Below are 18,245 nucleotides of genomic sequence, written 5' to 3'. Positions count from 1 at the left end.
CGTGCGGCCCCGGGGGGTTCAGCGTTCGAGGTGGTTGTTGAAACGGCGGGGCAGGCCCAGCGGGTTGTCGTCCCGCAGCTCCGGGGGAAGCAGTGCCTCCGGCGCGCCCTGGTAGGCAACCGGCCGCATCCACCGCTCGATTGCCGTACCGCCGACCGAGGTGGACGTCGACGTCGTCGCCGGGTAGGGCCCACCGTGATGCTGGGCCGGTGCCACGGCGACGCCCGTCGGCCAGCCGTTCACCAGCACGCGACCGGCCAGCGGCGTCAGCTCCGCCAGGATCTCCGCGCCGCGTCCCTCACCGGCGGCCTCCTCGGCCGACAGGTGGACCGTCGCCGTGAGGTTGCCCGGCAGCCGGGACAGCACGGCACGGGCCTGTGCGTCGTCGTCGTAGCGGGCGACGACCGTCACCGGGCCGAAGCACTCCTCGAGGAGCAGGTCGTAGGCGCCCGCCTCGGCCAGTTTGTCGGCGGCGACCGTGAGGAAGCCCGCGCTGACGGTGTGCTCGCCGCCCGCGCCCGGCGTCACCGGCGACTCGACGTCGGGCAGCTCGACGCGCTCGGCGACGCCCGCGATGAAGTTGTCCCGCATGCGGTGGTCGAGCAGGACCCCGGCGTCGGTGTCGCTGACCGCGTCCGTGAGGGACTTGACCAGGCCGTCGCCTGCCGCACCGGACGGTACGAGCACCAGGCCCGGCTTGACGCAGAACTGGCCGACGCCCAGCGTCATCGAGCCGGCGAGGCCGGTGCCGATGGCCTCCGCGCGCTCGGCGGCGGCGGCCTCGGTGATGACGACGGGGTTCAGGGAGCCCAGCTCGCCGTGGAACGGGATCGGGACCGGACGGGCCGCCGCCGCGTCGAACAGCGCGCGGCCACCGCGGATGGAGCCGGTGAAGCCGGCCGCCGCGACCAGCGGGTGCTTGACCAGCTCGACGCCCGCCTCGAAGCCGTGGACGAGTCCGACGACGCCGGCCGGGATGCCGTGCTCGGCGGCGGCGGCGCGCAGCACGGCCGCGACCAGCTCGGACAGGCCGGGGTGGTCGGGGTGGGCCTTGACGACGACCGGGCAGCCGGCGCCGAGCGCGCTCGCGGTGTCGCCGCCGGCGACCGAGAAGGCGAAGGGGAAGTTGGAGGCCGAGTACACGGCGACGACGCCGAGGGGCACCTTGTAGCGGCGCAGGTCCGGGATCGGCGGGGTCGCCGTGTCGTCGGGGTGGTTGATCACGACGTCGAGGAAGGCGCCCTCGTCGACGATGCCCGCGAAGGCGCGCAGCTGGTAGCAGGTGCGGGCGAGTTCGCCGGTCAGGCGGACCGGGCCGAGCGCGGTCTCGGCGTCCGCGGCCTCGACGAGCTGGTCCTTGGCGGCCTCCAGCCTGTCGGCGGCGGTGCGCAGGAACGCGGCGCGGACCGTGCGGTCGGCGAGGGAGGCGCGGGCGTCGTGCGCGGCGCGGACGGCGGCGTCGACCTCCTGGGCTGTGGCCTCCACCGCAACCTGTTCACGCTGCTTCCCGGTTCGGGGGTCGACACTCCAGACTGGTGCTGCTGCCACCGCGGGTCCCTCCACACATGTAATGCCGCAGTACTGGGTCAGTCATCAGGCTCGTTCGATATACTGAACGCTGTCTCTGATGATGAATATGCTGTTGGAGACTATTTCCCGTCGAACGAAGGGGTCAAGGGCGATGTCGGCTGGCGAGACGGGGGGCGGCGCGCAGGTCAAGTCCGCTGTACGGACGGTTGAACTGCTCGAATACTTCGCCGGACGCCCCGGTATGCACTCCCTCGCGGCGGTCCAGGAGGCCGTCGGGTACCCGAAGTCCAGTCTCTACATGCTGCTGCGCACCCTGGTCGAACTGGGCTGGGTGGAGACCGACGCGACGGGCACGCGGTACGGCATCGGCGTCCGCGCCCTGCTGGTCGGCACCTCCTACATCGACGGCGACGAGGTCGTCGCGGCGGCGCGGCCCACGCTGGACCGGCTGTCGGACGACACCACCGAAACCATCCACCTGGCGCGGCTCGACGGCACCAACGTCGTCTACCTCGCCACCCGCCAGTCCCAGCACTACCTGCGCCCCTTCACCCGGGTCGGCCGCCGCCTCCCCGCGCACTCAACGTCCCTCGGGAAGGCGCTGCTGAGCACGTACGCGGACGAACAGGTCCGCAAGATGCTCCCGGAGACCCTCCCGGCGCTCACCGAGAACACCATCACCGACCGGGAGAAGCTCATCGAGGAGCTCCACCAGGTCCGCGAGCAGGGCTTCGCCGTGGACCGCGAAGAGAACACGCTGGGCCTGCGCTGCTTCGGCGTCGCGATCCCCTACCGGACGCCCGCGCGGGACGCGATCAGCTGCTCGGTGCCGGTGGCGCGGCTGACGCCCGCCCACGAGCAGATGGTGAAGGACGCGCTCTTCGACGCCCGGGACCGGCTGACACTGGCCACCCGCAGGCTCTGAGGCGCCCCTAAGCTTCGGGGCATGCAGATCGCGCTCCGAGAGGTTCATGACAGTGATCTGCCGGTCTTCTTCCGGCAGATGAACGATCCCGAGTCGGTGCACATGGCCGCCTTCGTCCCGAGGGACCCGGCCGACCGCGAAGCGTTCGACGCCCACTGGAAACGGGTCCTCGCCTCCGACGCCGTCAACCGCACCATCCTCGTCGACGGTGACGTGGTGGGCAGCGCGGCGGTGTACGGGGAGCCCGGTGAGCGTGAGGTCACCTACTGGGTCGACCGGGCGTACTGGGGACGCGGGATCGCCACGGCCGCTCTCGGGGCGCTGCTCGCCGAGGTCACCGAACGCCCGCTGTACGCCCGCGCGGCGGCGGACAACGCCGGTTCGCGGCGGGTGCTGGAGAAGTGCGGCTTCCGGCTGTCGGCGCACGACCGGGGGTACGCCCACGCGCGCGGCGAGGAGATCGACGAGGTCGTGCTGAGGCTGGACGCCTGACACCGCCGTAGACGCTGCGCCGCACATGAACGTCCGATGAGAAAACCGGACGCAAGGGAACGATTCGATCGGACCCGGTCGTCTATCAGTGCGGGATGAACAAGACGATCAGGCGCGCGTCGGTCTTCGCGCTGCTGCTGGTGTTCGCTCTGCTGCTGCGGGCGACCTGGGTGCAGTTCTACGAGGGCCAGGCGCTGGCGGACGACAGCGACAACCGGCGGAACGCGATCGAGACGTACTCGTCTCCGCTGGGGAACATCATCGTGGCCGGTGAGTCGATCACCGGTTCCGCGAAGACGACAGGGAGCGACCTCAAGTACAAGCGCACGTACAAGGACGGCGAGCTGTACGCGGCGGTGACCGGCTATGCCTCGCAGGCGTACGCGCCGACCCAGCTGGAGGGCATCTACGCCGACCTCCTCAACGGCTCGGACAGCCGGCTGAAGAGCGTCATGGACACGGTCACCAACCAGCGCGCCGAGCCGGGCAACGTGGTCACCACGATCGACCCGGCCGTGCAGAAGGCCGCCTATGACGCGCTCGGCGACAAGAAGGGCGCGGCGGTCGCGATCGACCCGAAGACCGGCCAGATCCTCGCGGTCGTGTCCACACCGTCGTACGACCCGTCCTCGCTGACCGACGCCAACACCGCCGGATCGGCGTGGAAGAAGCTGAACAAGGACTCCGACAAACCGCTCACCAACCGCGCGCTGCGGCAGCCGGTGGCGCCGGGTTCGACGTTCAAGCTGGTCGTCGCGGCGGCGGCGCTGGAGGACGGTCTGTACTCGTCGGTGGACGAGAAGACCGACAGCCCGGACCCGTACACCCTGCCGGGCACGGTCACCCCGCTGGAGAACGAGAACAAGTCCGCGCCCTGCGAGAACGCGTCGATCCGCACCGCGCTCCGGTACTCCTGCAACAACGTCTTCGCGAAGATGGCCTACAACCTCGGGCAGGACAAGCTGCGGGCGATGGCGGAGAAGTTCGGCTTCAACGACAAGGAGCAGGACGTACCCGTCCGGGCCTACACCAGCGTCTATCCCTCGGACATGAACGACTCGTCCACGGCCCTCACCGGCATCGGCCAGTTCGACGTCACCGCGACCCCGCTCCAGATGGCCATGGTCTCCGCGGCCATCGCCAACGGCGGCAAGCTGGTCTCGCCGCACATGGTCTCGCAGCTCACCAACAGCGGCGGTGACGTGCTCAAGGACTACGACGACGACACGTCCACCGAGCAGGTCATCAGCTCCGACACGGCCGAGCAGCTCCAGTCGGCGATGCAGACGGTCGTCGAGGACGGCACGGGCACGAACGCGCAGATCGACGGCGTGACGGTGGGCGGCAAGACGGGCACGGCCCAGCACGGCGAGAACAACAGCGAGACGCCGTACGCCTGGTTCACCTCGTACGCCAAGAACGGGGACAAGGAGGTCGCGGTGGCGGTGCTGGTGGAACAGTCGAACGCGGCCAGGTCAGAGGTCAGCGGCAACGGCCTGGCGGCGCCGGTGGCCAAGGCAATGATGAAAGCGGCGGTGCAATAACGCCCTGCTTTTAGGTTTTCAGGGGCGCGGGGCTGTATCGATTTGCGGCTCCGCCGCGTGGGCGCGACCAGCCACGACGTACCGGGCTGGTCGCGCAGCGTCCTCACTTCACGCCGAGAATCTGCTCAATGGGGTCAATGGCGAAGTAGACGAGGAACAACGCCGAAACCCCCCACAGCAACCAGTGGATCTCCTTCGCCTTCCCGAGCACCACCTTGATCACCACGTACGCCAGGAACCCGGCACCAATACCGTTCGTGATCGAGTACGTGAACGGCATCACCGCGATCGTCAGGAACGCCGGGATCGCGATGTCGTACTTGTCCCAGTCGATGTTCTTGACCTGCGTCATCATCAGGAACCCGACGGCGACCAGTGCCGGCGCGGCGGCCTGGAGCGGCACGATGGTCAGCAGCGGCGTCAGGAACAAGGCAAGCCCGAACAGCCCACCGGTCACCAGGTTCGAGAAGCCCGTGCGCGACCCTTCACCCACGCCCGCCGCCGACTCGATGTACGACGTCGCGGAGGACGAGGACGCCGCACCACCCGCGACCGCCGCCGCCCCGTCGATGAGCAGCACGCGGCCGAGGTTCGGGACCTTGCCCTCCTCGTCCAGCAGCCCCGCCTCCGCGCTGATGCCGACGACCGTGCCCATGGTGTCGAAGAAGTCGGACAGCACGAGGGTGAAGATCAGCAGGACGACGGTGATGATGCCGACGCCCGCCGCGTCGAACGCGCCGAACAGGCTGAAGTGACCGATCAGGCCGAAGTCCGGGGTGTCCACCAGCTTGTCCGGCCACGCCGGCGTCGTGAGCCCCCAACTCTTCACGTCCGCGGCCGAGTTGATGATCATCGCGAGGATCGTCATCGTCACGATGCTGATGAGGATCGCGCCCTTGACCTTGCGGGCGAGGAGTCCGATGGTCAGCAGCACGCCGAGGCAGAAGACGAGAATCGGCCACCCGGCGAGCGAGCCGGTACCGCCCAACTGCACCGGAACCGTGGTGTTCGCGGCATCGGGGATACGGCTGACGAATCCGGCGTCGACGAATCCGATGAACGCGATGAAGAGGCCGATGCCGACGCTGATCGCCTGCTTGAGCGGCTGCGGGATCGCGTGCATCACGGCCTCGCGCAGACCGGTGACCACCAACACGCAGATGAGCAGCCCCTCCAGGACGACCAGACCCATCGCGTCGTCCCAGCTCATCAGCGGGGCGATCTGGAAGGCGACGACCGCGTTGAGGCCGAGGCCGGCGGCGAGGGCGAGCGGCAGGTTGCCGCCGACGCCCATGATGACCGTCATCACCGCGGCCACCAGGGCGGTGGCGGTGGTGAGTTGGACGGCGTCGAGCTGGTGGCCGAACTTGTCCTTCGCGCTGCCCAGGATGATGGGGTTCAGGACAAGGATGTAGGCCATCGTGAAGAACGTGGCGAATCCGCCGCGTATCTCCCGGCCGAAGGTGGACCCCCGCTCGGAGATCCTGAAGTACCGGTCGACGCCGTTCGCCGCCTGAGGTGGGGCGGTTGGCCGGTCGGCCACCTTCTTCGTCTCGGACATGGCTGTGCTCCTTGTTGCCTGAATGATCGGTGCGCGGATGCTGGCTGGATTGTTCCCGCGTTGAACGGGTTTCAGGTTTTCAACGTGTTACGGAATCGGGGTCGACCCGCCAGACTGTGTTCGAAGCCCCGTACGAACCAAGCGGTTGATCACTGCTACGCTTCCGGATCTCATCCGGGACCACCTCCGGATGATCACATGTCATTCACATGACAGGCACAGGGAGGTTTCGCCCGTGGGCACGGTCGTCGACGACGCAGCCTCCGTGGAGTTCCATGCCTTCTTCGAGCGCCACTACGCCGAACTGTCGCGTCTCGCCCATCTGTTGACCGGGGAGTCGGACGCCGCCGACGACCTGGCCGCGGACGCGCTGCTCGCGCTGTGGCACCGCTGGGACCGGGTGCGCGCCGCCGACCATCCGGTGGCGTACGCCCGTGGCGTCGTCGCCAATCTGGCCCGCACCCGCATCCGCAGCGCCGTGCGGGAGCGGCGGCGGATCGCCCTGTTCTGGTCGCAGCGCGAGGAGAAGACCGAGAACCCGGACATAGCGGGAGTCGTGGACGTCCAGGGCGCGTTGCGCCGGCTCCCGTTCCGCAAACGGGCGTGTGTGGTGCTCCGGCACGCGTTCGACCTGTCGGAGAAGGACACCGCTCTCGCCCTCGGTGTTTCCGTGGGTACGGTTAAGTCCCAGACGTCCAAGGGCATGGCCGAACTCCAGCGGTTGCTCGGCTCCGAGGGCGTACCCCAGAAGGTGCACGTGGCGATGGCGCGCGGCGGCGAGACCGTAGGACGGAACCGATGAGGCAGCAGGACGTGCATGACGAGCTGCGCGCCCGGCTGCACGAGGCGGCCGGGCAGCACGAGCCGGACCGGGCGCGCATCCTGGCGCGGATCGAGCGCGGCATGGCCGAGCAGACCCGCCCCGACCACCGGGCCACCCGGCCGCCGGTGTTCGGCTGGGTGCGCGTGGTCTCCGCGACGGCCGCGGTCGCGTGTGTGCTCGGCATCGGCGGTTACGCGGTGGCGTCAGCCGTGAAGGACGACTCCCCGCAGCAGACGGTCGCGACCACGGCGACGCCCGAGCCGTCGCCGGACGCGACGAGCCGGGCGCCGATCCATCCGTCGGCCCCGGAGCCGCGCGAGACACCGAAGACCGAGAAGCCGCGCAGCACCCCCACCGCGAAGGCACCCTCCGCGACCGTCACCGCGCAGCCGCCGGTCACCGCCTCCGGCGAGGAGGACGGTCCGCTGTGGTCGGACGGCTCGGTGGACCCGCACAGCAACGACTTCTGGGCGCAGAGCAACATCACCCTGAAGACCTCCGAGGAACTGACCGCGCTCACCGTGCAGTTGAGGATCGCGCAGACCGGCGGGGTGACCTCGGCGGGCGCCTGGCGGTCGCTGCCGGAGGACGACTTCACCCTCACCAGCGAGGAGAAGGACGGCTTCCTCGTCTACACCTGGACGCTCAAGGAGGGGCGCAAGGTCCCCAAGGGCGAGTGGGTGTTCGCGGGCCAGTACGACCATGAGCGCGGCGGCCGGGACGCGGGCGACGACAGCTACACGGCGACCGGTACGGCGGACGGTGAACAGCTCGCGGTGAAGGGCGACTTCGCGTCCCACAGCGGCGACGACGCGTCGGACGACGGCGACTCGTAGGCCCCGCGCAGGGGGTTCGTAAAGAAATTCCGGAGACGCGGCAACCCTTTCTCCGCCCGTGGCGACCAGGAGACGCAAGGATCCTCTCCCACGCAAGGAATGGGCATGACTGCACGAGCCGAACAGCGCGTCCGCCACCGTCGCCGGGTCACCAAGCGCCGGGCGGTGATCGCCGGGGCGTCGGCCCTCACCCTCACGGGCGCGGCGATCGTCACGACGACGCTGCTGTCCACCGCAGGCGCGGCCTCCTCCTGGCCGACCGCCACCGGCAGCAAGGCCGTGTCCGCCACGATCAAGGTGTCCGGGACGCTCGACGGCAAGTACGTGAAGTACTACGGCTCCGGCGCCCTGGGCAGCGACAGCCAGGACGAGGACCAGGGCCCGATCTTCGAACTGGCCGACGGCGCCACGCTGAAGAACGTCATCATCGGCACCCCGGCCGCGGACGGCGTGCACTGCCTGGGCAGCTGCACCCTGCAGAACGTGTGGTGGCTGGACGTCGGCGAGGACGCGGCGAGCTTCAAGGGCAAGTCGTCCTCGGCCGTCTACACGGTCTACGGCGGCGGCGCGAAGAACGCCTCCGACAAGGTCCTGCAGTTCAACGGCGCCGGGAAGCTGGTCGTCTCCAAGTTCCAGGTGGAGAACTTCGGCAAGCTGGTGCGCTCCTGCGGCAACTGCAAGACGCAGTACAAGCGCACGATCATCATCAACGACGTGGACGTCACCGCGCCCGGCAAGTCGATCGTCGGCATCAACTCCAACTACGGCGACACGGCCGCGCTGCGCAAGATCCGCATCCACGGCGACAGCAGCAAGAAGATCAAGACGTGCACGCGGTTCAAGGGCAACAACACGGGCGCGGAGCCGACCGAGATCGGTTCGGGTCCGGACGGAACCAACTGCCGGTTCACCTCCTCTGACCTGTCGTACGAGTGAGTGAACCTTCAAGCATGACGGAGCCGGCCCCTTGAGCACCCACAAGAGACACCTCACGCGCCGCCGGGTGCTCGGGGCCTCCGCGATCGGCGTCGCCGCCACCGGCGCCGCCGTCGCGGGCGGCACCGGACTCCTGTCGTCCGCGTCCGCCGCGACCTTCGGCTACAAGGACGACGGCACGAACTACGTCGTCGACACCGGCGCCTCCCTCGTCTTCAAGGTCTCCAAGTCGACGGGCGACCTCACGTCCCTCGTCCACCGGGGCAAGGAGTACGAGGGCTACGGCGGCAAGCACTCGCACGTGGAGTCCGGCCTCGGCGCGTCCACGGTCACGATCAGGCAGTCCGGCGCGACGATCCTGGTGAAGGTCGTGCACGGCGCGATCACCCAGTGGTACGCGGCCCGCAGCGGCCAGAACAACGTCTACCTGTGGACGCACAAGAAGGACGCCTCCTTCACCGCGACCCGCTACCTCGTCCGCCTCAAGCCGGGGATCTTCCCCAACGAGGGCTCGGACAGCTGGATCGAGGCCTCCGACAAGGTCATCGAGGCCGGAGACGTCTGGAAGCGCGCGGACGGCACCACCCACTCCAAGCACTACTCGGGCAAGCGCACCATCGACTACGACCACGTCGGCTTCACCACCGGCTCGGTCGGCCTGTGGCTGGTGCGCTCCAACCACGAGAAGGCCTCGGGCGGCCCCTTCTACCGCTCGCTGCTGCGCCACTCCAACGACAAGGGTGCCGGGCTCTACGAGATCCTGCACTACAACCAGGCGCAGACGGAGCCCGAACGCTTCGGTCTCCAGGGCCCGTTCGTGCTGTCCTTCACGGACGGCGGTACGCCCTCCCCCGCCCTGTCCGCCGGGAAGCTGGACACCTCCTGGGTGGACGGCCTCGGCATCACCGGCTGGGTCGGCGCGGCCGGCCGCGGCAAGGTGGCGGGCGTCGGTCTGAAGAACATGGACGCCACGTACCCGTACACGGTCGGCTTCGCCAACGCGGACGCCCAGTACTGGGCGAAGGCCGCGGCCGGGACCGGCGCGTTCTCCTGCAAGGGGATGCTGCCGGGGACGTACACCCTGACCGTCTACAAGGGTGAACTCGCCGTGCACACCGGCACGGTGAAGGTCACGGCGGGCGGTACGACGTCCCTCAACTCGCTGACCATCACCGGTGACCCGTCCACCGCCAAGGCCATCTGGCGGCTCGGCGACTGGGACGGCACGCCCGGCGAGTTCAAGAACGCCAAGCTGATGACGTACGCCCACCCCTCCGACGCACGTGCGGCGAAGTGGACCGGCAACGTCGTGATCGGCGCCGGCGGCGAGGCGGCGTCCTTCCCCGCGTACATGTGGAAGGACGTCAACGACGGCGTCCTGATCTACTTCAAGCTGACCAAGGCGCAAGCGGCGGCCGCGCACACGCTGCGGGTCGGGGTGACGGACGCCTTCTCCAACGGCCGTCCGCGCATCGCCGTCAACGACTGGGTCTCGGCCGTCCCCACGGCTCCCGCTCAGCCCTCGACGCGCTCTCTCACCACGGGTTCGTACCGTGGGAACAACCATTCGTTCGCTTTCAACGTCCCAACCAGTGCGTGGAAGACGGACCCGAATCAGTACAACGTCCTGAAGCTCACGATAGTGAGCGGGTCGGGCGGCACGGCGTTCCTCAGCGCCGGTACGTCGTTCGACTGCATAGACCTGCTGACCTGAGCCCCCCTCGGTCAGCAGCCGCCGGCAGAGCCCCCCTCGGCCGGCAGGGAAACGCCCCGCCTGTGACGACAGGCGGGGCGATTCTCTTTCTCGCGCGTTCAGTTCATCGTCGAACCGATGGTGGTGGAGCCGGTGGTGAGGAAGGTGGTGGCCGGGAGTGAGCCGTCCGACTTGCGGGCGCTGTACGCCGTCGTCGCGTCCGTCGTCTTGAAGGAGGGCGTGGAGACGCCGCTGTCCCAGTTGTTCGCGGCGGAGACGGTGGCCGAACTCAGCTTCGACAGCCCGCCCTTGTTGCTCACCGCGAGGTTGCGGGCCAGCCGGGCCTTGCCCGTGGCGAAGTAGAAGCCGGCCTCGGCATTCGCGTACGCCGTGTTGCGGTTCAGGACGATCGCGCCGGGGTTGGAGTTCTCCGTGAACCCGTTGAGCGTGTTGTCCCAGGCCGCGTTGTTGTTGACGACGTGCGCGACCGTGACGCCCCCGCCGCCCAGCTTGTACCCGTTGCCGTTGCCCTCGAAGGCCGAGTCGTTCCAGCGGTTCTTGCCGTTGCCGAAGGCCCAGGAGTGCTCGATGGTGACGGGCGAGGAGAACTGCCAGAGGTCGAGCCCGTCATCCGAGTTGTTGTACAGGCGCGCGCCGGTGACCTTGTTGCCGGTCCCCGAGCCGAACTTGATCGCGATGCCGTCCGCGTTCTGGCCGTGGCCCGCCGGGTCGTAGTTGCCGTAACTGTCCAGGTTCTGCACGAGGTTGTTCGTCGTGCCGTCGCCGCGCAGCGTGAAGCCGGAGTCGCCGTTCTTCGCGGTGACGAGGTTCTTGAAAACACCGCCCACGGACGACGTGACGACGAAGCCCTGGGCCGGGGAGTTCTGGAAGGTGAGGTCGGAGACGGTCCAGTAGTCGCCGTAGATCCCGGCCAGCCAGGACCCGGCGGGCAGCTTGGAGCCGTCGATCTTCACCTTCTCGCTGCCGTACGCCCGGAGCGTGATCCGCGCCGAACTCGTGCCGTTCGCCGTCGACTTCAGGGTGGCCGTCGGGTAGTACGTGCCGGCGCGGACCTGAATGACGGTCCCCGCGGTGGCGCTCTTCACGGCCGACTCCAGCTGGGCGGTGCTGGAGACGGTGACCGTCGTCGAGGCGGCCTGGGCGCCGCCGTTCGACAGCCCGAGGTACACGCCGCCCGCCCCCGCGGCGACGGCGACGGCCGCGGCGATGGAGAGGGTGCGGGTCCTGCGGTGGCGTCCGGTGCTGTGACGCACGGAGCGTTCCTTTCCTAGGGGGTTCGTACGCTCAGCAGTCGTCACCGTGATCCTGGGAGGTTGCCGCGCCGCGGCGAAAACCAGCGAAACTTTCGCTCACCGGTGCATCGCCGCGGCGCTCAACCGGCCGCTAGCTGACGAAGTACGTCGGGTTCGGCAGCTTGTACGTGCGGTCGGCGTAGCCGCCGTCCAGGTCCGAGTACTGGTCGCCGAAGTTGGCGATGATCTCGTACCCGAGGTCGTCCTCGATGTGCTGCCGCGTGCCGCCCTTGTACTGCACGGTCGTGCAGGTCCAGGTGCCCGGCGTGGCGCAGGCGCTCAGGTAGGCCGGCGGGTTCGCCTTGTCCTTGAGGAACATGTGGTCGGCGTCGAGGTTCACATCGGCGCCGATCTTCTTCAGGTTCTCGACGGCGGCGGTGCGCTGCGCCTCGGAGAGACCGGAGTTGTAGAAGACCTCCACGCCCTTGGACTCGGCGTACTGGACCAGCTCGGCGCTGCCGAAGACCCCCGGCCGGTCGGCCTTGTTCACGTAGTCGGCCCACGTGGCCGAGTTGTACGTGTAGTTGTAGCGCTTCTCGTAGTCGAGGCTGAGCAGCAGCGTGTCGTCGATGTCGAAGACGACCGCGGGCTTCTCGCCCTTGTGGTGGGCCTTGCGGGCCGCCTGGTCGATGTACTTGCGGGCGGCCTTGTCGATGGCCGCGAGGTCCTTGGCGTACTGGCTGTCCGGGGACGCCTGGTAGACACCGTTGGCGTCGGCCGTGGTGCCGTAGTAGGTGTCGATGTCCTTGACCAGGAGCCCGATGTTGTAGGGCTCGTGGGTGCTGTTCGCCGTCGACTGGCCGGCGGTGGCCGCGCCGGCGCCGTAGAGGCCGGCGCCGGCGACGGCACACGCGGCGGCGATGGCCGCGATACGCAGTGGCTTATGCATGACAGAGTTCTACGCGCGTCACCACGGCGGGCGCGAGACCCGTTGCCCGATCGATACCTCCTGCACAGGCAAAAAACGGGTCAAGCGCCCTGGTGTGTCGACAAGTGGTCAGTTCATCGTGGCCCCGATGGTCGACGAGCCCGTCGTCAGGAACGTCGTGGCGGGCAGGGTGCCGCTCGAACTACGGGCGTTGTACGTCGTCGACGCGTCCGTGGAGATGAAGGACGGGGTCGAGATGCCGGAGTCCCAGTTGTTGCCGGCCGAGGTGACCGAGGAGCCCTTGTTGACCAGGCCGCTGCCGTTGCTCACCGCGAGGTTCTTGCCGAGCTTCGCGGAGCTGGTGGCGAAGTAGTAGCCCCACTTGCTGTTGGCGTAGGCGGTGGTGCGGTTGATGACGATCGCGCCGGTGTTGGAGTTCTCGGTGAAGCCGTTGCCGGCGTTGCCCCAGGCGGCGGAGTTGTTGACGACGTGGGCCACGACCTCGCCGTCGCCGCCCAGCTTGTAGCCGTTGCCGTCGCCCGCGAAGGCGGAGTCGGACCAGCGGTTGACGCCGTTGCCGAAGGACCAGGTGTGCTCGATGGTGACCGGCGAGGAGAAGGACCAGAAGTCGATGCCGTCGTCGCTGTTGTTGTAGAGGCGGGCGCCGGTGATCAGGTTGCCGGTGCCGGAGCCGAACTTCACGGCGACGCCGTCGGCGTTCTCGCCGTGGTTGGCGGCGTCGTAGTTGCCGTAGGAGTCGATGTTCTTGACGGTGTTGTTCACGGTCCCGTCGCCGGTGAGCGTGAAGCCGGAGTCGCCGCCGTTGATGGTCTTGATGTTGTTCCAGTTGGTCCCGGTGCAGGACTGGCAGACCACCGCGCTGTCCGGGGAGTTCTGGAAGGTGATGTTGGAGACGTTCCAGTAGTCCGCGGTCAGCTTGAAGATCCAGTCCCCGTCGGGGAGGGAGGAGCCGTCGATCTTCACGGTCTCGCTGCCGTACGCGGTGAGCTGGATCGGGCTCGACGACGTGCCGTTGGCGGTGGACTGGAGGGTGGCGGTCGGGTAGTAGGTGCCGCCGCGGACCTGGATGACGGTGCCGGCGGTGGCGTTCTTGATGGCGTTGGACAGGTCGGTGGAGTTGGAGACGACCACCGTCGCGGCCTGTGCCTGGGTGGGGAGGACGGCGATGCCGGAGCCGAGGGCGAGGGCGGCCGTCGCGAGGAGAGCGGTACGACGAGACATGGAGTGCGGGTCCTTTCTCGTACTGCGGGGATGGGGGGATCAGAGGACGTGGTCGAGCCAGTCGAAGACCTCGTCCTGCATGCGGTCGACGAAGACATGGCCGAGGTCGGGCCAGGTCCTGAGGTGCAACCGCTCCTCGGCGTGGCGGGAGTGCCAGACGGCGCGCAGCTTGTCGTACGCGACCTGGACGCCGTCGGCGGGGAACAGCGGGTCGAGCCCACCGTTGAAGAAGAGCATCGGCCTGGGTGCGGCGATGCTCGCCACGTCGGGGAAGTCGAGGAACCGGGGCAGCCCGGGGTGGAGCATGTAGTACGACGACTGCCCGCGCAGCGTGTTGTTGCCGGGCACCATCATTTCCTTGAGGCCGGTCATCCAGCAGACGGCGGCCGTCGCGGAGACGGCGTCGGTGAGCGCGGCCGCCTGCCAGGCGCGGTAGGCGCCCATGGAGAAGCCGACGGCGGCGACGCCGCGCCCACGGTTCAGGCTCGCCAGGAAGCCGGCGGCGCGGGCGTCCTCGCGGGCCATGAGTCCGGCGAGGGAGGAGCCGAGGTTGTAGAAGTTGCTTGCCAGGGCCTGCTGTTGGTCGTAGGTGATCGGACCCCGGTCGCCCCAGCCGGGCGCGTCGAGGCAGAGGACCGTGTAGCCGCGCCGGGCGAGTTCGTCGCCGACGAAGCGTCCGCTGAAGTACTTGTCGGCCCAGGCCTGTGCGGCGGCGAGCCGGGTGTCGTCGTACCAGGGCCGGACGAGTTTCTCCTTGCCGATGTCGAACCTGGCCCCGTGGTCGTGGAGCAGGAGCACCGCGCGGAACGGGCCGGGGCCGTGCGGGGTGAGCAGGGCGCCGCGGACCCGTTCGTGGCGGGTGAGGGAGAGGGTGACCAACTCCTGGGTGTAGGCGTCGGTTTGCGCGCGATCGCTGTACTCGGGCGCGTACGGTGTCTCGTCCTGCCGGTCCACGAGGAGGTGTTCCTCGACCATCGCGCGGGCGGTCCGCCGCCACTCCCGGAAGTCGCGGATCGGCGAGGTCCCCCAGGCCAGGGGGAAGTCGAGGTCCTTCTTCAGGTCCTCGTAGAGGCTGTCAGGAGTGGCCATGAGGCCTCCCGGCACCGGCGTGGGTGAGGACGTAACGCTCCACCGCGGCGGGCGACTTGAGCGCCCGGTACTCGTACGCGTCCGCCGGGTCCCAGCCGACGTCGTCCGTCAGCCCGAGGCTCGCGGCGACCTTGTCGAGCCCGGCCGGGCGGCCGTCGATCCAGGAGCTGGTGTCGTGGAAGTGCTCGCCTCCGTAGGCGGCGAGGGTGGCGTCGTACCGGAAGACGTTGCGCTCGGAGTAGATCGCGGACTCCACTCCGACGCCGAGGGCGTAGAGCGGGGTGCGACTCCGGGACACGTACACGTTGTTGAGGACGTGCACCTGCCCGAAGCGGACGCGCGGTCCGCGCTGCACGATGTCGCTGAACAGGTTCCGGGCGAAGGTCACCTTGAGGTGCCCGCGGTCGCGGTCGCCCCGCCCGTCGCCGGAGCCGATGAGGAGCGCCTTGTCGTGGTCCTCGAAGCGGCTGTCGGAGACGGTGATGAAGTCGGAGCCGTCCTCGATGTCGAGCAGCCCGTCGTGCCGTTGGACGTGCTCGCCGTGGAAGCCGACGGGGGCCTCACTGTCCGGGTAGCGGCCGTCGGTGAAGGTGCAGTGGTCGACCCAGATGTTCTTGCCGGTGATGACGGTCATCGCGTCGAAGCGGGCGTTCCAGTTGCCCTGGGTGCCGTCGTCGGGTGACCAGCTGGTGAAGTGGTCGACCGGAGCCTCCAGTTGGAGGTTTCGCACGATGATGTTCGTGCCGGTGTTGACGGTGAGGAACACGCCCAGAAGCCGGGCGTTGTCGCCGACGCCGACGAGCGTGGTGTCGCTCGGGATCGTCAGCTGGATCTGCGCCTTCTCCTTGTTAGAGCCGGTCTGCCGCAACTGGCGTTGCTGCTTGCAGTAGTCGTAACGGGTGTCGGACCAGGTGGAGCCGTCCTCGCCGAAACAGGACATGTACTTGGCGAGGTCGTAGCCGGGGGCGTAGTCCTGCTCACCGAGCAGCGAACCGTCGTCCGTCTCATGGCCGTTGATGGTGCCGACGACCCGGACCACCTTCGGACCGGTGGCCGCGAGGGCCTCCTTCAGCTCGGCGCGCGTGTGCACGGTCCAGGTGGTGCCGCCCGCCCCTCCGGTGGTGCCGGCGCCCCAGCCGACCGGGGTTCGGTCAAACGCCTGGGCCTGGGGCGCGCCGAGCAGCAGGCACGCCCCGGCGAGGAGGGCGGCCGACAGCCTACGCATGGGGACGCCAGTCGCCGAGGTAGGCCGCCTTGGTGTGCAACTGGGCTTCCTCGTCGGTCAGTTGCGGCCGGTTCTCCGGGACCGTGATCTCCGCGCCCGGGCCGGAGTTGCGGTACTCCCGGAAGCGCATGGTCTGCCAGGGGTACTGCTCCCGCATGTTGGTGTACGGGGTGACCGGGTCGATGCCGGGCCCGATGCGGGTGTCCCGGACGACGAGGGACGGCCAGGCGGTCGTCTCGTACGAGGGGACCCAGGGCCGCGCGAGCTTGTACGCCGCGTCCTCGGCGCCGGAGGTGATGCGGGAGCGGACGGCGAGGATGCCGTACGGGTTGGCACGGGCGGTGGAGGGGGCGAAGACCATGCCCTTGGGGGTGAAGGTGACGTCCCGTTGCAGGGTGTGGAAGTGGCAGTCCTCGAAGACGGCGGTGGCCCGGCCGAAGACGAAGTCGACGTCTCCTTCGATGTAGCAGTGGTGGAAGTACTGCCGGTCGAAGGAGGTGAGCGCGGTCGTCTCGACGAAGAGGGTGTCCTGGTGGGCGAGGAGCCGGACGTTCTCGAAGTGGGTGCGGTCGCCGTAGGTGTAGGCGGCCACCGCCTGGGTGCCGGTGATGTCGGGGTGGTCGGCGCGCAGCCAGTCGTTGGCGAGGGTGAGGTCGCGGACGGTGAGGCCGGGGGCCGCCGAGGTGAAGGTGGCGGAGCCCGCGGTGCCGTAGGTCGTCCCGTCGGGCTTCTTCGTGCCGTTGGCGTTGTCGTACACGATGACGGCGTCGCGCGGGTCGCAGGAGGCGCCGCGGATTGTCAACTCGGCTTTGTCGGCGGGCACGTTGACGACCTCGCGATACGTCCCTGGGTGCACGACGATCGTCCAGCCGGCCCCGGTCACCGCGTCCACGGCGGCCTGGACGGAGTCGCCGGGCCGGACGTGCAGGACACGGCGACCGCTCGCGAAGGCGTCGGTGGAGCCGACGGCCAGCAGGCCCGCCGTCAGGCCCGTCAGCAGGGTGCGTCGGCGCATGTCAGCACGCCTCCTTCCACGGCTGCCAGTCACCGAGGTAGGCCTCGCGGGTCGCCGACTCGGCCTGCTCGTCGGTGAGTTGGGGCCGGTTCTCGGGGACGGTGATCTCGGCGCCGGGGCCGAGGTTGCGGTACTCGGCGAAGCGCTGGTTCTGCCACGGGTAGGAGGTGGACATGTTGGTGTAGGGCGCGACCGCGTCGATGCCGGCGCCCATCCATGTGTTCCGCACGACGAGACTCGGCCGGGCGGTGGTGTCGGAGCTGGGCACCCAGGGGCGGGCCAGCTTGTACGCGGCGTCCGGGGCCTCGCTGCTGATCCGGCCGCGGGAGACCAGGTAGCCGAGGGGGTTGGCGCCGGCCGTGGAGGGCGCGAAGACGAAGCCGTAGGGGGCGGCGGCCAGGTCGGTGCGGTCCAGGGTGCGGAAGTGGCAGTGCTCGTAGACCGCGGTGGCCCGGCCGAAGACGAAGTCGACGTCGCCCTCGGCGTAGCAGTGGGAGAAGTACTGGCGGGCGAAGACGGTCAGGGCGAGGGAGTCGGCGTACAGGGTGTCCTGGTGGCCGAGGAAGCGGCAGTGGTGGAAGGCGGAGCGGTCGCCCATGACCTTGAGGGCGACGGCCTGGGTGCCGCTGATGTCGGGGTGGTCGGCGCGCAGCCAGTCGTTGGCGAAGGTGATCCAGCGGGCGGTGAAGCCGTCGGCCCTGAGGGTGGTGGTGGCCGAGCCGGTGGTGCCGTACGTTCCCGAGCCGTCGGGCTTCGGGGTGCCGGCCGCGTTGTCGTAGACGATGACGACGTCCCGCGGGTCCTCGGAGGCGCCGATCCAGGTGGCCTCGGTGCGGGTGGCGTCGAGGCTGACGGTCTCGCGGTAGGTGCCCGGTGCGATGACCAGGGTCCAGCCGCTGCCGGTGGTGGCGTTGACGGCGGCCTGGACGGTGGTGTGGTCGCCGCGGCCCTGGGTGTCGACGTAGAGCGTGTTCGGGGTCAGGCGCCTGGCCGGGGAGCCGAAGCGGCCGAAGGGCCTGGAGCCCGCCAGGGCGGGGGTGGGGGCGAGGGCGAGGGCGGCGGCCGCGCCGGTGCTCGCCAGCAGGAATCCCCTTCTGGACAGGGGGAGTTGAACGTGGGGCGAGGACATGCGGGTGCTCCTTGGAAGTGCGGC

At 69.1% G+C, this 18,245-nt stretch carries 16 protein-coding genes; 7 read left to right on the top strand and 9 right to left on the bottom strand.

The window, feature by feature from the left end:
* Positions 1-18: 18 nt before the first annotated feature.
* Entirely contained in the window at positions 19-1,548 is a 1,530-nt protein-coding gene (locus IQ210_RS19765; protein ID WP_194080362.1) for an aldehyde dehydrogenase (NADP(+)), read from the bottom strand.
* A 133-nt stretch (positions 1,549-1,681) separates the two neighbouring features.
* Between IQ210_RS19765 and IQ210_RS19760 the strand changes: the two genes are divergently transcribed.
* From IQ210_RS19760 to IQ210_RS19750, 3 genes are all read left to right on the top strand, one after another.
* Positions 1,682-2,455, top strand: a complete 774-nt coding sequence (locus IQ210_RS19760) for an IclR family transcriptional regulator (protein WP_194080361.1) — start codon at positions 1,682-1,684, stop codon at positions 2,453-2,455.
* 21 nt (positions 2,456-2,476) lie between these two features.
* The gene (locus IQ210_RS19755; protein WP_194080360.1) at positions 2,477-2,947 is read left to right on the top strand and encodes a GNAT family N-acetyltransferase; all 471 of its coding nucleotides are present in this window, start codon (positions 2,477-2,479) and stop codon (positions 2,945-2,947) included.
* Positions 2,948-3,042: 95 nt separating this feature from the next.
* A complete protein-coding gene (locus IQ210_RS19750) occupies positions 3,043-4,491 on the top strand; it encodes a peptidoglycan D,D-transpeptidase FtsI family protein (RefSeq protein ID WP_194080359.1) in 1,449 nt (482 codons plus the stop codon).
* 103 nt (positions 4,492-4,594) lie between these two features.
* On the opposite strand, the gene IQ210_RS19745 is transcribed toward IQ210_RS19750, so the two are convergent.
* Complete coding sequence (locus tag IQ210_RS19745) at positions 4,595-6,052, bottom strand: NCS2 family permease (RefSeq protein ID WP_194080358.1); 1,458 nt, start codon at positions 6,050-6,052, stop codon at positions 4,595-4,597.
* 235 nt (positions 6,053-6,287) lie between these two features.
* On the opposite strand from IQ210_RS19745, the gene IQ210_RS19740 reads away from it, so the two are divergent.
* The 4 genes from IQ210_RS19740 to IQ210_RS19725 all read left to right on the top strand — a co-directional run bounded on the left by IQ210_RS19740 (position 6,288) and on the right by IQ210_RS19725 (position 10,361).
* Positions 6,288-6,854, top strand: coding sequence for a SigE family RNA polymerase sigma factor (locus tag IQ210_RS19740; protein WP_194080357.1), 567 nt, complete (start codon positions 6,288-6,290; stop codon positions 6,852-6,854).
* Positions 6,851-7,711 carry a hypothetical protein gene (locus IQ210_RS19735; protein ID WP_194080356.1) on the top strand — a complete coding sequence of 287 codons (861 nt, stop codon included), beginning with the start codon at positions 6,851-6,853 and terminating at the stop codon, positions 7,709-7,711. Before IQ210_RS19740 ends, IQ210_RS19735 begins: the two co-directional genes overlap by 4 nt.
* 105 nt (positions 7,712-7,816) lie before the next feature.
* Positions 7,817-8,647, top strand: coding sequence for a pectate lyase (locus IQ210_RS19730; RefSeq protein WP_194080355.1), 831 nt, complete (start codon positions 7,817-7,819; stop codon positions 8,645-8,647).
* A gap of 31 nt (positions 8,648-8,678) precedes the next feature.
* Positions 8,679-10,361, top strand: coding sequence for a rhamnogalacturonan lyase B N-terminal domain-containing protein (locus IQ210_RS19725; RefSeq protein ID WP_194080354.1), 1,683 nt, complete (start codon positions 8,679-8,681; stop codon positions 10,359-10,361).
* 98 nt (positions 10,362-10,459) lie between these two features.
* On the opposite strand, the gene IQ210_RS19720 is transcribed toward IQ210_RS19725, so the two are convergent.
* The 7 genes from IQ210_RS19720 to IQ210_RS19690 form a co-directional block, all read right to left on the bottom strand.
* On the bottom strand, positions 10,460-11,614 hold the full coding sequence (locus tag IQ210_RS19720) for a right-handed parallel beta-helix repeat-containing protein (protein WP_194080353.1): 1,155 nt from the start codon (positions 11,612-11,614) through the stop codon (positions 10,460-10,462).
* Between the two features lie 130 nt (positions 11,615-11,744).
* Entirely contained in the window at positions 11,745-12,542 is a 798-nt protein-coding gene (locus tag IQ210_RS19715) for an HAD family acid phosphatase (RefSeq protein WP_194080352.1), read from the bottom strand.
* Positions 12,543-12,650: 108 nt separating this feature from the next.
* Positions 12,651-13,763, bottom strand: coding sequence for a right-handed parallel beta-helix repeat-containing protein (locus IQ210_RS19710; RefSeq protein ID WP_194080351.1), 1,113 nt, complete (start codon positions 13,761-13,763; stop codon positions 12,651-12,653).
* A gap of 39 nt (positions 13,764-13,802) precedes the next feature.
* Complete coding sequence (locus tag IQ210_RS19705; RefSeq protein ID WP_194080350.1) at positions 13,803-14,852, bottom strand: dienelactone hydrolase family protein; 1,050 nt, start codon at positions 14,850-14,852, stop codon at positions 13,803-13,805.
* Positions 14,839-16,077: a pectate lyase family protein gene (locus IQ210_RS19700; protein WP_194080349.1), complete on the bottom strand. Its 1,239-nt coding sequence runs from the start codon at positions 16,075-16,077 to the stop codon at positions 14,839-14,841. The genes IQ210_RS19705 and IQ210_RS19700 overlap by 14 nt, the downstream gene beginning before the upstream one ends.
* Positions 16,070-17,092, bottom strand: coding sequence for a pectinesterase family protein (locus IQ210_RS19695; RefSeq protein ID WP_194080348.1), 1,023 nt, complete (start codon positions 17,090-17,092; stop codon positions 16,070-16,072). The genes IQ210_RS19700 and IQ210_RS19695 overlap by 8 nt, the downstream gene beginning before the upstream one ends.
* A gap of 1 nt (position 17,093) precedes the next feature.
* A complete protein-coding gene (locus tag IQ210_RS19690) occupies positions 17,094-18,221 on the bottom strand; it encodes a pectinesterase family protein (protein ID WP_194080347.1) in 1,128 nt (375 codons plus the stop codon).
* Between the last annotated feature and the right edge of the window lie 24 nt (positions 18,222-18,245).

The organism is Streptomyces justiciae (assembly GCF_015163075.1).
In the GTDB taxonomy this organism is placed as follows: domain Bacteria; phylum Actinomycetota; class Actinomycetes; order Streptomycetales; family Streptomycetaceae; genus Streptomyces; species Streptomyces justiciae.
This window is presented reverse-complemented; position numbering and strand designations above follow the sequence as displayed.

What these genes read in the sequence shown, in the direction of transcription:
- IQ210_RS19760 (WP_194080361.1), top strand. Translation starts at nt 1,682, where the DNA reads ATGTCGGCTGGCGAGACGGGGGGCGGCGCGCAGGTCAAGTCCGCTGTA.
- IQ210_RS19700 (WP_194080349.1), bottom strand. Translation starts at nt 16,077, where the DNA reads ATGCGTAGGCTGTCGGCCGCCCTCCTCGCCGGGGCGTGCCTGCTGCTC.
- IQ210_RS19710 (WP_194080351.1), bottom strand. Translation starts at nt 13,763, where the DNA reads ATGTCTCGTCGTACCGCTCTCCTCGCGACGGCCGCCCTCGCCCTCGGC.
- IQ210_RS19690 (WP_194080347.1), bottom strand. Translation starts at nt 18,221, where the DNA reads ATGTCCTCGCCCCACGTTCAACTCCCCCTGTCCAGAAGGGGATTCCTG.
- IQ210_RS19705 (WP_194080350.1), bottom strand. Translation starts at nt 14,852, where the DNA reads ATGGCCACTCCTGACAGCCTCTACGAGGACCTGAAGAAGGACCTCGAC.
- IQ210_RS19745 (WP_194080358.1), bottom strand. Translation starts at nt 6,052, where the DNA reads ATGTCCGAGACGAAGAAGGTGGCCGACCGGCCAACCGCCCCACCTCAG.
- IQ210_RS19715 (WP_194080352.1), bottom strand. Translation starts at nt 12,542, where the DNA reads ATGCATAAGCCACTGCGTATCGCGGCCATCGCCGCCGCGTGTGCCGTC.
- IQ210_RS19730 (WP_194080355.1), top strand. Translation starts at nt 7,817, where the DNA reads ATGACTGCACGAGCCGAACAGCGCGTCCGCCACCGTCGCCGGGTCACC.
- IQ210_RS19755 (WP_194080360.1), top strand. Translation starts at nt 2,477, where the DNA reads ATGCAGATCGCGCTCCGAGAGGTTCATGACAGTGATCTGCCGGTCTTC.
- IQ210_RS19735 (WP_194080356.1), top strand. Translation starts at nt 6,851, where the DNA reads ATGAGGCAGCAGGACGTGCATGACGAGCTGCGCGCCCGGCTGCACGAG.
- IQ210_RS19750 (WP_194080359.1), top strand. Translation starts at nt 3,043, where the DNA reads ATGAACAAGACGATCAGGCGCGCGTCGGTCTTCGCGCTGCTGCTGGTG.
- IQ210_RS19695 (WP_194080348.1), bottom strand. Translation starts at nt 17,092, where the DNA reads ATGCGCCGACGCACCCTGCTGACGGGCCTGACGGCGGGCCTGCTGGCC.